Here is a 13,366-nt window from a genome sequence, read left to right as displayed (position 1 = left end):
ATCGGTTTCCCGGTGGGGCCGTCACCGCATCCGGCGTGCCTCCGCACGGGGCCCGTCGCAGGTCATCCGCCCTGTGCGACGTACCCCGCCGGCGGGTGGACGTCGTCCTCCCGGACCAGCCCCTGCACCAGCAGCCCGAGGCAGCTGACCAGCGCGCCCAGTGCCACCGGGGTGACCAGCAGGACGGCAGCGACCACCTCGGCGAGGCCACCGGTGAACAGGCCGCGCAGCAGGTCGTCGAATGCCGACCACCACACGAAGGCCCCACCGGCGAGCAGTGCCAGGCCGCCGACCACGGTGACGCCGCCGTAGATGGCCATCCACGTGGGGGTCCCGGGCCGGGATACGCCGCGGAGCGAGTCGGCGAAGGCGGCGCGGGCCCGGGGCGCGAGGTCGGGTTCGTCGAGGTAGTCGGCCAGCGCCACGTGCCCGTCGAGCTCGAGCACGGGAAGGAGGTTGGTGACGAGGTCGAGGAGGACCAGCACGGCCAGCCGCCACGCCACACCCGTGACCAGGACCCACGAGCTGAGCTGCGCCACGGTGGCGAGGACGCTGATGCTGACCACGTCCACCGCGAGCCCGGCCAGCGCCTGGACGACCCGCGCGCGGCGCGGCAGGGCCATCGCCTCGGTGGAGTCGACGTAGAACGAGACCGCGCCCCAGTAGAAGCCGAAGCCGGCACGGCGGGGACGGCGCCCGTAGTGCACCAGCGCGACCGCGTGGGCCAGCTCGTGCAGGGCGCTGAGCAGCAGACCGACGACCAGGCCCACCACCGCGTCCACCAGGGGACGGTCGCTCACCGTGGGGCCCGCGGGCTGGCCCTGGAGCAGCGAGACGAACCCGGCGAGCACGACCGCCACCAGCAGGACCCGTCCGGGCGCCGACCCCAGCAGCGGTACCAGGTGCCGGTCGATCCAGCGGGCGGGACGCTCGATGCCGGTGACCTCCAGCCCTGACCTCGTGAGCACGACGCGCCGGCTCGCGGGGCCGGTGGGGTTCGGCCGGGCCCCTCCCGCGCCGTCGGTCAGCACGCCGGCGGCGACCAGTTCACCCACCAGCCGTTCGCCGGCCGGGAGGCCGAGCCGTGCAGCGAGCGTGGGGTGGTCCGGTTCGTCCTCGAGGAACTCCGGTAGCCGGCAGGCGCGGGGGTGGTCCAGGAGCGCGGCGTCCCCGTCGGGAACGGAGATCACCAGACCTCGCTTGCTCGCGCGCCAGACGACGCCCTCGGCGAGTCGCACAGCGGCCCTCCTGCGGATCGGTCCGGGCGTGGCCGACGCCGCGAGCACCGGAACGGGCCGGATGCTCGCGGCGCCTCGAAACGGCTCGGTCCCGAGACGCGGCTCAGGGACGAGCCATCAACGCCAGGATCGGGCGCGAGCGAGTCGACGAAGACGACGCAGCATGTTCCACCCCTCTCACCACCAGGGCGCGCGAGACGCTCCGTCGGGTCCGGCGGAGCCGGGCGGGAGCGTATCCAGCCGACCGCCGCGAAGACAGCAGATACGCAGGAGGGAAGACGTTCCACGCCGATCGGGTGAGGGTCGGCCTGCTGGGGGGACCCGGTCGGGGCGCCCGGGCGCCGTGGCGTGGATGTCCGGCGGAGTCACCCGCCGGTACCGAGTCCCGCGCATGTCGATCCCGTCGTGCGCGCGCGACGAGGAAGCCGAAGCCGATCGCCTCCAGCTCGGCGCGGAGCTGCTCCGATCCGTGGGGGCGGTGATCCAGGATCCGGAGCACGACCCCGATGGCGCCGGCTGCTCCACACATGTCGGCAACCGGCGCCCGAGCAGGTGCGGCCTGGGACGGGGTGCCGGCTGCTCAGGTGCGTGCTCTGTGGCCCAGTGCCTGTACGACGCCGGCGGCGATCTGCAGGTCCTCCCGGGCGCGGACCACCAGCGTGCGCACCCGGGAGTCCGCCCCGGTGATGTCGGCGTCGGGGTTGTCCCCGTCGATGGACCTGACCGCGTCGTTGCGGTCCGGGTCGACGGCGACGCCGAGGTGCGCCAGCCGTTCCGCCGCACCGGACCGGATCGCCGGCGCACGCTCACCGACGCCGCCGGTGAAGACGAGGGTGTCCAACCCGCCGAGGGCCACGGTCATCCCGGCGACGTGGGTCGCCAGGCTGTGCAGGTACACGTCCAGCGCCAGACGGGCCCGCTCGTCGCTGCGGGTCAGGATCTGGCGCATGTCGGCGGTGCCGGCCAGCGCGAGCAGTCCGGAGGCGTGCTCGAGGGCGTCGGCGACCTCGGCCGGGCGCAGACCTTCGTGCTCCTCGAGCCACAGCAGCAGGCCGGGGTCGATCGAGCCGCTGCGGGTGGCCATGACCAGGCCGGCCAGCGGGGTGAAGCCCATGGTGGTGTCGACGCTGCGCCCGTCCAGGACAGCGGCCAGCGACGCGCCGGCGCCGAGATGGCAGGTGATCACCCGCCGGGCGCCGGGGACCAGCTGCCCGGCCCGGGACGACGCCCAGCTGTGGGACAGGCCGTGGAATCCGTAGCGGCGCACGCCCCAGCGTTTCCGCCACTCCTGCGGGAGCGCGAATGTGGACGCAGCTGCGGGCAGGGTGGTGTGGAACGCGGTGTCGAAACAGGCGACGTGCGGCACGTCCGGCAGCAGCTCCTGCGCCGCGGCCAGCCCGTCCAGCGACTTGGGCTGGTGCAGCGGCGCCAGTTCCACCAGGTCCCGCAACTGCTGTTCCACGGCGGCGTCGAGGACGACCGGGTCGACCAGGTCCGGGCCGCCGTGCACGATCCGGTGCCCGACGGCGTCCACCTCGGGTGGGCGGTCGGGCAGCCCGTCGTAGGACGTGACCGCGCGCCCGTCCTGGACGAGGTCGACCTTCAACGAGCTGGAGCCGGCGTTGACGACCAGGACCCGCAGGCCGGCGGTCATCGGTCCGACGAACCGCTCCGTGCGGCGAGGCCGGTCACCCGCCCCACGTCCAGTCGCGGACCTCGGGCATGTCCTCCAGGTGCTCGCGCACGTAGCCGGCGTGCCTCGCCAGCTGGTCCCGGCAGAACCGGGCCAGCTCCTCGCCGCGCTCGGGCACCCGCCGGGACCGGCGCAGCGCCTCCAGCACCAGGTGGTAGCGGCTCATCCGGTTCAACACCACCATGTCGAAGGGGGTGGTCGTCGTCCCCTGCTCCTCGAAGCCCCGGACGTGGAAGCGGCCGGGATTGGTGCGGCCGTGCAGCAGCTGGTGCACCGCCCGCGGATAGCCGTGGAAGGCGACGATCACGTCGGTGTCCCGGGTGAAGAGCTCGAGGAACCGGTCCTCCGAGAAGCCGTGCGGATGGTCGTCCTGGGGGAGGAGCGCCATCAGGTCGATGACGTTCACCACCCGGACCCGCAGGTAGGGCACCCACTGCCGCAGCAGCTCGGCGGCGGCGAGGGTCTCCATGGTGGGCACGTCGCCGGCCGACGCGAGCACGATGTCGGGCTCCCCCCGGACGTCGACGCCGCCGTCCTCGCCCTCGGTGCCGGCCCACGACCACACGGAGGCCCCGGCCGCGGCGTGCGCGGCGGCCTCCTCCAGCGTCAGGTACTGCAGGTGCGGCTGCTTGTCGGCGATCAGCAGGTTGACGTGGTCGGTGCTGCGCAGGCAGTGGTCGGCGACCGACAGCAGGGTGTTGGCGTCCGGCGGCAGCCAGACCCGCACGACGTCGGGTGACAGCGGGATCACCGTGTCCAGCAGCCCGGGGCCCTGGTGGCTGAACCCGTTGTGGTCGTTGCGCCAGCAGGTGCTGGTCAGCAGGATCGTCAGCGAGGAGACCGGCGCCCGCCACGGCAGGGTCGCCGCATGCTGCAGCCACTTGACGTGCTGGATCACCATCGAGGCGCTGACCATCGCGAACGCCTCGTACGTGGCGAACACGCCGTGCCGGCCCGACAGCAGGTAAGCCTCCAGCCAGCCCTGGCACAGGTGCTCCGACAGGACCTCCATCACCCGGCCGTGCGGGGACAGGTGCTCATCGGTGGGCAGCGCCTCGGCCTGCAGGCAGCGGTCGGTGACCTCGAAGACCGCCTGCAGCCGGTTGCTCGCCGTCTCGTCCGGACAGAACAGCCGGAAGGTGCCGCCGCCGTCCGCGGTGGTGGTCCGGGCGTAGACGTCGCGCAGCAGCTCCCCGAGCGGGTGCGTGGTCTGGTGGAACGTGGTGCCGGGGGAGGGCACGTCGACGGCGTAGGTCTCCAGCGGCGGGAGGTCCAGCGGGGTGCGCCGCCGGCCGCCGTTGGCGTAGGGGGTCGCGCCCATCCGCAGGTCGCCGTCCGGGGCCAGCGCAGCGAGTTCGGGCACCAGCGCGCCGTCGTCGGTGAACAGCGTCTCCGGGGAGTAGGAGCGCATCCAGTCCTCGAGCAGCGCGAGGTGCGCGTCGTCGGTCTGGACGCCGGACAGCGGCACCTGATGGGCGCGGAAGGTCCCCTGGACCTGCACACCGTCCACCTCGTCCGGTCCGGTCCAGCCCTTCGGCGTGCGCAGCACGATCGCCGGCCAGCCCGGCCGCAGGTCCTCGCCGCCGTGGCGGGCGGCGGCCTGGATCTCCCGGATCCGGTCGTGCGCGGTGCGCAGTGCCGCCTCGAGGTCGCGGAACACCTGACGGGGATCGTCACCGGCGACGAAGACCGGCGCCCAGCCCTGACTGGTCAGGTAGCCGGCGACCTCGTCGTCGCTGGACCGGCCCCACACGGTCGGGCTGCTGATCTTGTAGCCGTTGAGATGCAGCACCGGGAGCACGGCGCCGTCGCGGCGCGCGTCGAGGAATGCCGGGATCTTCCACGAGCCGGACAGCGGTCCGGTCTCGGCCTCCCCGTCCCCGACGACGCAGGCGACCAGCAGGTCCGGGGAGTCGAACGCGGCACCGGCAGCGTGCACGAGCGCGTAGCCGAGCTCCCCGCCCTCGTGGATGCTGCCGGGGGTCTGCACGCTGACGTGGCTGGGGATCCCGCCCGGGCTGGAGAACTGGCGGAAGAGCCGCAGCACGCCCTCGGCGTCCTGGCTCACCGCCGGGTAGACCTCGCTGTACGTGCCCTCGAGGTAGGTGCCCGCGACGAGCGCCGGACCGCCGTGCCCGGGGCCGGCGATGTAGACGCACGGCGTGCCCGTGCGCCGGATCAACCGGTTCAGCTGCACGTAGAGCGCCGACAACCCGGGACTGGTGCCCCAGTGGCCGAGCAGCCGCGGTTTGACGTCGCTGTGCTGCAGCGGCCGGCGGAGCAGGGCGTTGTCCCGCAGGTAGATCTGCCCGACCGTCAGGTAGTTGGCCGCGGCCCACCACCGCAGGTCCAGTTCGAGGTCGTCCGCGGAGTACTCCGTGAGCTCGGCCGTGCCCTCCCGCATCGCCATGGACCGACCCTGCCGCATCCAGGTGAACACCGCACAGCCCTGGGGTGGCCGGCGACCACGACCCGGCGGGCCCAACCCGCCGCCCGGGGCCGCCGCCCGGCTACCTCGTTCTGGGCGGTCGTCGGCAGGGTCGCAGAGTTCCGGGCGGACGGCTCGGAGCGTCGCCCGAACGGCGGTTCAGCCGATAGCGTCGGGTCAGGGCGGCCGTGGTGCCCGGGTGTGATCGGCGCAGCGGGAAGGAGCACGGGCATGCCCGAGGGTCGACGGCCGACAGGGCGCCCGACGACCCGGCCGGGCCCCCCGCCGGTCCGGGCCGCCGGGCGGGACCGTGAGCCGGGTCCGGTGTCAGAGCCGCGGACCGTGGCGCCCGGGACAGGCGGCGCCGGCGAGGTGCGGGAGCCCGGCGCCCCGGTGCCGGACACGACCGGGCGGCAACGGCGGACCGCGGGGCGGGTCGCGGCGGCGGATCGCCTCCGCCCGTGGTGGGGAGTCACGCTGCCGGCCGCGTGGGGCGCGCTCCTGCTGGTGTCGCTGTCGCTGACGCCGTCGCTGCTGCCGCGGGACGGCCCGGTCCAGGGCGTGGTCAGCGGGATCACCGCCGCGCTGGGCCATGCCCTGGGGCTGGCTGTGGCCGCGGGCTGGCGTGCCTTCGCCGACCGGGATGCCCGGCCGGCACGGCGGGCCGCGTGGTGGGGACTGGCCCTGGGCGGGGGTGTCCTGCTGCTCGTCGCGCTCGTGCTGGGACGGCGCTGGCAGGGACAACTGCGCGCGCTCATGGGGGTGCCGGGCGAGCCGCTGTGGCGCTGGCTGCTGTGGCCGGTCGTCGCCCTGGTGGTCTACGCCGTCCTCATCGCGGTGTGCCGGACGGTGTACGTGCTGGCCGGCCGGACGGGGCGGCTGCTGTCCCGGTGGATGGGGCGGCGGGCGGCCCGTGCCCTGGGGGCGCTGACCGTGGGCGCCGCCGTCCTCCTCCTGGTGACCGACGTCGGCGTCAACGCCTTCGTGACCACCGCCGACAACGCCTTCTCGCTGGCCGACGGGACCACGCCCGACGGCGTCCGGCGGCCGGACAGCGCCCAGCGATCCGGTGGTCCGGGATCGCTGGTCGACTGGGACGAGCTCGGGCGGGAGGGGCGGGTCTTCGTCGACCGCGGTCCGTCGCGGGCGGACATCGCGGCGTTCACCGGGGGCCCGTCCCCGGAGCCCCTCCGGGCCTACGCGGGCCTGGGCTCCAGCGACGACGTCGAGGAGCGGGCGCGGGTGGCGGTGGCAGAGCTCGACCGCACCGGCGGATTCCGGCGTGACCGGCTGCTGGTCGCCACGACGACCGGCAGCGGATGGCTGGACGGGAACTGGATGTCGGCCTTCGAGTACCTGTCCGGCGGCGACTCGGCGATCGTGTCGATGCAGTACTCGTACCTGCCCTCGCCGTTGTCCTACCTGTTCGACCAGACACGGGCGCGCGCGGCGGGCCGGGAGCTGTTCGACGCCGTGTACGAGCGGTGGAGCGCGCTGCCGCCGGAGGACCGGCCGGAGCTGTACGTGTTCGGCGAGAGCCTGGGCTCCTTCGGGGCGGAGGCGGCGTTCAGCGGGGAACACGACCTGCGCAACCGCCTGTCCGGGGCGGTGTTCGTCGGGCCGCCCGAGTTCAACGTGCTGTACGGCGAGTTCCGCGACGACCGCGACCCGGGCAGTCCGGCCGTCGAGCCGGTCTACCGGGACGGGCGCACGGTGCGCTTCAGCACCGATCCCGACACCGGGGCCCCGCCGCGGGGGGAACCCTGGTCGGGCACCCGGGTGCTGTACGTGCAGCACGCATCCGACCCGGTGTCGGTGTGGACCCCCGACCTGCTGGTCGAGCGCCCGGACTGGCTGGCCGAGCCGCCCCAGGCGGACGTGCTGGAGGAGATGGTGTGGCTGCCGCTCGTCACCTTCTGGCAGGTCACCCTGGACATGCCCTTCGCCGCGGACGCCCCACCCGGGCACGGGCACCACTACAGCGCCGAGGCCGTCGACTCCTGGGTGACGGTCCTGCGACCGATCGGCTGGACCGACGCCGACTCCGACCGGCTGGAGCACCACCTGCGGAACTGACGAGGTCCCCGGTCCGGCGCCTGGCACGCCGCTGCGCCCGGCGGCCCGAGTCGGCATGCTCTGTCGCGTGGACGGGCAGAGCGCGAGCCGAGCGCCGGTCGTCGGCGAGGGAGCGATAGGCCCTCCCACGCCGGCGGACCGGCCGGTCACCGGGCCGGCCGGGCTCTCGGTGGCCGAGGTCGCCGAACGGGTCGCGGCCGGGCTGACGAACGCCACGACGGTCCGGACCAGCCGGACGGTCGGCCAGATCGTCCGGGCGAACGTCCTCACCTTCTTCAACGGCCTGCTCACGGCGCTGTGGGTGGTCGCCGTCGCCACCGGGCGCTGGCAGAACGCCCTCTTCGGCGGGGTCGTCATCGCCAACGCGGGGATCGGCATCGTGCAGGAGTTGCGCGCGAAACGGACGCTCGACCGGCTGGCGGTGCTCAACGCCCCGCGGGCGCGCGTGGTCAGGGAAGGCGTCGTCACCGAGCTCGACGTGGCCGAACTCGTGCTCGACGACCTGCTGGAGATCCGTGCAGGGGACCAGGTCCCGGCCGACGCCCTGGTCCGTTCCTCGGTCGGCCTGACCGTGGACGAGTCGCTGCTCACCGGGGAGTCCGAGCCCGTGACGAAGGCGGCCGGCGATCCGGTGCGGTCGGGGTCGGTCGTCGTCGCCGGTAGCGCGCGGGCGCAGACCACCGCCGTGGGGGACGACGCGTACGCCGCCCGGCTGGCCACCGAGGCCCGGCGGTTCACCACGACCTACTCGGAAATGGTGGCCGCGACGAACCGCCTGCTGCGCTGGATCGCCGTCGTCCTGGTGGTGGTGAGCCCCGCGGTGCTCTGGAGCCAGTTCCGCAGCGAGGACAACGAGGGGTGGGCCGACGCAGTCACCGGCACGGTCGCCGCGCTGGTCGGGATGGTCCCCGAAGGACTGGTCCTGCTGACGACGCTCGCCTTCATGGTGGCGTCGCTGACGCTGGTCCGGCAGCAGACGCTCGTGCAGGAGCTGCCCGCCGTCGAGGGGCTGGCGCGGGTGGACGTCGTCTGCCTGGACAAGACCGGCACCCTCACCCACGGCGACGTCCGTTTCGACCGGCTCGACCTGCTCGACGGCGCTGATGCCGACGGCGTGCGGAAGGCCCTGGGCGCCCTGGCCGGTGCCGACGCCGCGAACGCCACCGCGGCCGCGATAACCGCTGCCTTCCCGCCCGCTGCAGGGGCGACGGTGGTCGGTGCGGTCCCGTTCTCCTCGGCCCGCAAGTGGTCCGCGGTGAGCCTGGCGGATGCCGGCACCTGGCTGCTCGGGGCGCCCGAGATGGTGCTGGCCGGAGCCGCCACCGGGGCGGCGGGGACGGCGCGCCACCGGGCCGATCAGCTGGCCGCGGAGGGGCGGCGGGTGCTCCTCCTGGCGTCGTCGCCGCACCCGCCTCCGGGTTCGGGGGAGGACGTCGGCCTCCCGCAGGACCTGCGGCCCGTCGCGCTCGTCGTCCTGGCCGAGCGGATCCGGGAGGACGCCGCCGAGGTGCTGGGCTACTTCACCGAGCAGGGTGTCGCGCTGAAGGTGATCTCCGGCGACAACCCGCGCACCGTGGGCGCCGTCGCGGCCGCCGTCGGCGTGCCCGGTGTGTCCGGGGCGGTCGACGCCGTGGACGCGCGCACCCTCCCCGAGGACGACGACGCGCTGGCCGCGGTCGTGGAGACTGCGAGCGTCTTCGGGCGGGTCACGCCGCACCAGAAGCGGGCCATGGTCCGGGCACTTCAGCGACGGGGCCACGTCGTGGCGATGACCGGCGACGGCGTGAACGACGCGCTGGCGCTCAAGGACGCCGACATCGGAGTGGCCATGGGCAACGGGTCGCCGGCCACGCGCGCCGTCGCCCAGTTGGTGCTGCTCGACGGCCGCTTCGCCCACCTGCCGGCCGCGGTCGCGGAGGGGCGGCGGGTGATCGCCAACATCGAGCGGGCGGCCAGCCTCTTCCTCGTCAAGAACGTCTACTCGCTGGTGCTGGCGCTGGTCACCGTCGTCACCGTGGCGGCCTACCCGCTGGAGCCGGTGCAGCTGACGCTGATCTCGACGGTGACGATCGGGGTCCCCGGCTTCTTCCTCGCCCTGTTGCCCAACCGGCGGCGGTACGTGCCCGGTTTCCTCCGCCGGGTGCTCTGCTTCGCGGTGCCGGTAGGGGTGCTGACGGGCATCGCCGCCTACGCCGGATACGCGCTGACCCGGTGGCTCGTCCCGGGGGCGGGCGTGCCGGCTGCGCGTACCGCGGCCACGCTCGTCGTCCTCGCCCTCGCCCTCTGGACGCTCCTCGTGCTGGCCCGCCCGCTGGACGGTGTCAAGGCGGCACTCGTCGCCACCATGGCCGCCGTCGTGGTGCTCGTGCTCGCCCTTCCGGCTCTGGCCGAGGACGTCGTATTGCTGCAGGTGTCGGCGGCGGTGCTGGGGATCGCGGCGGCGCTGGCCGTGCCGGCGGCGGTCCTGGTGGAGCTGGCCGGCCGGTGGGCACTCGCCGCGGCACGGCCGGACGCGGCGGGCAGGGACGGTTGAGCCGTTGTGCCGGAGGCCCGTGCCCGCCGACGGATCCGCCTGCAGGAGCCGAGTCGACCGCAGCGACGCCGTCTCGTCGATCACCACGAAGTGGACGAGCGCCCCGGGCGCGCGGTCGACAGCGTGCGCCGGCCGCTGGTCCGCTCAGTTCGCCGTGACCGCTGTCTGCGTGCTCACCGCCTGCACCACGTCCTCGATGGCGGCGACGCTGAAGGCGGAGTCGGAGGCGTCGAGGAGCAGGGACGAGCGCGTGGCCGATACGGGCCGGTGGCTGCCCGCGGAGTCGCCGTCGTCACGTTCCCGTCCGCGCAGATCCTGGACGTGATTGGTCCGCAGGAGGTCTTCTCCAGCGCCAGCCGCCTGCTGCCGGCCGCGGAGTACTCCACGCAGGTGGTGAGTACGTCGGGCGGTCCGGTGCTGGGCCAGCTCGGGTCTGTCGTTCGGCACCACGGCGCTCGCCGATGTCGTGGCGCCGGTCGACACGCTCGTGGTGGCCGGCGGTCGGGACATGGACGAGGCAACTGCGGACGAGGAACTGGTGGCGCACGTCCGGCGGCTGGCGGACAGCGCGCGACGGGTCACCTCGGTCTGCTCCGGCGCCTTCGTCCTGGCAGCAGCCGGCTTGCTGGACTTGCGTCGGGCGACCACCCACTGGGCGGAGTACCAGCAGCTGGCGACCGCCCACCCGCAGGTGTCGGTCGACAATGACGCGATCTACGTGCGCGACGGCGACGTCTGGACCTCCGCCGGCGTGACGGCGGGCATCGACCTGGCACTGGCCCTCGTCGCCGACGACCACGCTGCGGGGGCAGCGGCGGCGGTCGCCCGCCACCTGGTGTCTACCTGCGGCGGTCCGGCGGGCAGGCGCAGTTCTCCACGCTGCTCGCCGCCCAGGCGGCCGAGAGCGAACCGGTGCGGGAGCTGCTGGCGTGGCTGCCGACCACCTGACCGCAGACCTGTCCGTGCCCGCCCCGGCCCACCGCGTGCGACCTGTCCGAGCGACAGTTCAGCCGGGTGTTCAAGGCCGAGGTCGGCGTGACACCGAGCGAGCACGTGGAGGGGGTGCGCCTCGAGGCGGCCTGCCGGCTCCTCGAGACCACCAGCCACGCCGTCGACCACATCGCCCGGATCTGCGGCTTCCGGGTGCCGGAGACGATGAACCGCTCGTTCCGTCGTCGGTTGAACACGACCCCGGGAGACCACCGCCGCCACTTCGGCTCCCTCGCCGAGCAGTAGACGTCGCCGTCATCGACGGACCCGCGGGGCCGACGTCGACTTCGCCGGGACCCGCGTCATCCTCCGTGCGGTCGTCACCACCCGACCCGCAGGTCCGCGAGGATGACGACGGCGAGGAGGGCGGCAGCGACGACATCGACGGTGGCGCAGAACGGCGGCCACCACCGGGTGTTCGCCACGAACCCTGTCCGGTGCTGCCAGAGGTCCTTGAGACCGTGCCCGGCCAGCCCTGCGACGAGCAGCCAACCCGACCCGGTCACCCCCGCCGCTGCGACGACGACGAAAGCCGATGCGACGCAGGTCTCGACGGCGATGACCTTGGTCCGCCCGTCGGCGACGCCGAACCCGAGGTAGACCGCGGCGATGAGCACGAGGCCAAGCGCGTAGACGGTTGCCGGCTCGATCCAGAAGAAGGCGAGAGGCGACGCAGCCTGCAGGCAGCCCCCCAGGACTCCCCAGCCCACCGGCGTGCGAAGGGCGGTGAGCGGGCCGAGCCGGCCGAGGTGGCCGCCGGCCGAGCGACGTGCGGAGGCCCGAGCGGCCCCTCGCCGCGCCGAACCGCCCGCGGCGGGTTCCGTCCTCGTGGGTTGCGCAGGCGTCGTCGGCACGGAGCGATCCTGGGTCAGCCGCATCCACGGCGCCAGGACGAGATATTGACGGTCTCGGCCAGGCAGACTCCGTGCGCGTCGAGGGGAGCAGGTGAACGCCACGGCGCTCCGTCCGCGTTGCCGGTCCTGCTGGTTCTGTGGTGCGGCCCCACCCGAGGGTGGCACTGCAGCGCGACCGGAGGCAGCAGGCGGCAGCGGCGAGCGCATGCGCCGACGACTCCGGAAACGACGAAACCCACGGCCTGGGAGCCGTGGGGGTCCAATTCGAAGTGTCCGAGGGGGGACTTGAACCCCCACGCCCGATAAAGGGCACTAGCACCTCAAGCTAGCGCGTCTGCCATTCCGCCACCCGGACGAGTGCCTGACCAGACTACCGGAGCGGCTGCGGCGTTCGAAGCACCCCCCGGCGTTCAGGTCGCGGCGACCGACACCCGACCGCGGCCGGCCCGCTTGGCGTCGTAGAGCGCGGCGTCGGCAGCCGTGTACAGCCCGCGCCGATCGCTGGAGTGCTGCGGCACATGGGCCACGCCCACGCTGATCGACAGCGCCAGGAGCGTCCCGTCGGCCAGGGTCATCGGCGCGGAACGGACGGCGTCGAGCAGATCCTTGGCCCGGTACTCGGCGATCGTGCGGTCGCAGCCGGGCATGAGCACGGCGAGCTCGTCGCCGCCCAGGCGCGACAGCACGGCGTCCTCGGCCCGGACGCGGCCGCGCAGGACGGTCGCGAGGTGCACCAGGACGTCGTCGCCGACGGGGTGGCCGTGGGTGTCGTTGATCGACTTGAACGAGTCGACGTCGATGAGGACCAGGGCGGTCCCGCCCGGGACCGACCGGCTCATCGCCGTCTCGAGGGCACCGTCGAAGGCGCGACGGGTGGCCAGACCGGTCAGCGAGTCGACGGTGAGCTGCTCCTGCAGGGCGGCGACCAGCCGTTCCTGCGTCGTGTTCGCGCGGACCAGCATGACCGCCATGACGACGAGCACGGTGCCGAAGAAGACGAGGTCGGTCATCGCCGCGTCGAAGGGCAGCAGGAGCAGGAGGGCGACGCCGTCGCCGACCACCGCGGTCCCGGTCACCAGGACGACGGCGCCGCGCTCCAGGTGGGATGCCGCCCAGAGCACCGGGAAGGCGAGGAACGCCTGCGACGCGGCGGACGGGTCGTTCGTCAGCACGTTCAGGCCGCAGATCAGCAGCACGCCACCGACGGCGATCATCGTGTAGACGCCGATGCGGTTAAGCTTCTCGGCGGAGACCACCGCGACGGCGGCGGCGACCAGGAGCACGAAGGCGACGGCCGACCAGGCGGCCACCTTCGCCCACATGTTGTAGGGCAGGGGCTGGAAGGTGTTGAACGCGGCGAGCACGAGTGCCGCCACGACCAGGATCAGCACGCCGCTGCGGGCAGCCGACTCCGGCTCCCGCGCCCGCATGCTCGTCCCCGTCACACGAGGAGCATCGGTCGCCGCGCCCGCCAGGACGAGGGGCTCTCACTCCTCCGAGGGGCCCCTCTTGCACAGCGATGCGGACGTCCTCGTACCGCAATCAGACCGCGGA

The 13,366-nt window shown here is 73.8% G+C and carries 10 protein-coding genes and 1 tRNA gene; 4 read left to right on the top strand and 7 right to left on the bottom strand.

Annotated features, from left to right (window positions below; genetic code table 11):
- Positions 1–62: 62 nt before the first annotated feature.
- From CRP30_RS07425 to CRP30_RS07415, 3 genes are all read right to left on the bottom strand, one after another.
- The gene (locus tag CRP30_RS07425; protein ID WP_097183331.1) at positions 63–1,238 is read right to left on the bottom strand and encodes a hypothetical protein; all 1,176 of its coding nucleotides are present in this window, start codon (positions 1,236–1,238) and stop codon (positions 63–65) included.
- A gap of 580 nt (positions 1,239–1,818) precedes the next feature.
- A complete protein-coding gene (locus tag CRP30_RS07420; protein ID WP_200814605.1) occupies positions 1,819–2,892 on the bottom strand; it encodes an acetate/propionate family kinase in 1,074 nt (357 codons plus the stop codon).
- A gap of 34 nt (positions 2,893–2,926) precedes the next feature.
- The gene (locus CRP30_RS07415) at positions 2,927–5,341 is read right to left on the bottom strand and encodes a phosphoketolase family protein (protein WP_235003251.1); all 2,415 of its coding nucleotides are present in this window, start codon (positions 5,339–5,341) and stop codon (positions 2,927–2,929) included.
- A 342-nt stretch (positions 5,342–5,683) separates the two neighbouring features.
- Between CRP30_RS07415 and CRP30_RS07410 the strand changes: the two genes are divergently transcribed.
- Both CRP30_RS07410 and CRP30_RS07405 read left to right on the top strand, forming a co-directional pair.
- On the top strand, positions 5,684–7,435 hold the full coding sequence (locus tag CRP30_RS07410) for an alpha/beta hydrolase (protein WP_235003250.1): 1,752 nt from the start codon (positions 5,684–5,686) through the stop codon (positions 7,433–7,435).
- A gap of 67 nt (positions 7,436–7,502) precedes the next feature.
- Entirely contained in the window at positions 7,503–9,968 is a 2,466-nt protein-coding gene (locus CRP30_RS07405) for an HAD-IC family P-type ATPase (protein WP_159961592.1), read from the top strand.
- A gap of 144 nt (positions 9,969–10,112) precedes the next feature.
- Here CRP30_RS07405 and CRP30_RS22725 read toward each other — a convergent pair whose 3' ends face one another.
- Complete coding sequence (locus CRP30_RS22725; protein WP_200814705.1) at positions 10,113–10,550, bottom strand: hypothetical protein; 438 nt, start codon at positions 10,548–10,550, stop codon at positions 10,113–10,115.
- Here CRP30_RS22725 and CRP30_RS23320 point away from each other — a divergent pair.
- Together CRP30_RS23320 and CRP30_RS22715 are read left to right on the top strand one after the other, a co-directional pair.
- The gene (locus CRP30_RS23320; protein WP_369406761.1) at positions 10,477–11,007 is read left to right on the top strand and encodes a DJ-1/PfpI family protein; all 531 of its coding nucleotides are present in this window, start codon (positions 10,477–10,479) and stop codon (positions 11,005–11,007) included. The two genes, CRP30_RS22725 and CRP30_RS23320, sit on opposite strands and share 74 nt — an antisense overlap.
- Complete coding sequence (locus CRP30_RS22715) at positions 10,959–11,204, top strand: helix-turn-helix domain-containing protein (protein WP_255407335.1); 246 nt, start codon at positions 10,959–10,961, stop codon at positions 11,202–11,204. The genes CRP30_RS23320 and CRP30_RS22715 overlap by 49 nt, the downstream gene beginning before the upstream one ends.
- Positions 11,205–11,278: 74 nt before the next feature.
- Here the strand turns inward: CRP30_RS22715 and CRP30_RS22250 are convergent, their stop codons facing one another.
- The 3 genes from CRP30_RS22250 to CRP30_RS07385 all read right to left on the bottom strand — a co-directional run bounded on the left by CRP30_RS22250 (position 11,279) and on the right by CRP30_RS07385 (position 13,257).
- Entirely contained in the window at positions 11,279–11,812 is a 534-nt protein-coding gene (locus tag CRP30_RS22250) for a hypothetical protein (RefSeq protein ID WP_143278416.1), read from the bottom strand.
- A 270-nt stretch (positions 11,813–12,082) separates the two neighbouring features.
- Positions 12,083–12,167 (bottom strand) — tRNA-Leu (locus CRP30_RS07390).
- Positions 12,168–12,222: 55 nt separating this feature from the next.
- Positions 12,223–13,257, bottom strand: a complete 1,035-nt coding sequence (locus CRP30_RS07385) for a GGDEF domain-containing protein (protein ID WP_235003249.1) — start codon at positions 13,255–13,257, stop codon at positions 12,223–12,225.
- Between the last annotated feature and the right edge of the window lie 109 nt (positions 13,258–13,366).

The sequence above is a fragment of the Blastococcus haudaquaticus genome, from assembly GCF_900230285.1.
Taxonomy (GTDB): Bacteria; Actinomycetota; Actinomycetes; order Mycobacteriales; family Geodermatophilaceae; genus Blastococcus_B; species Blastococcus_B haudaquaticus.
The sequence above is the reverse complement of the archived record's forward strand: the minus strand, read 5'-3'. Positions and strand labels throughout refer to the sequence as shown.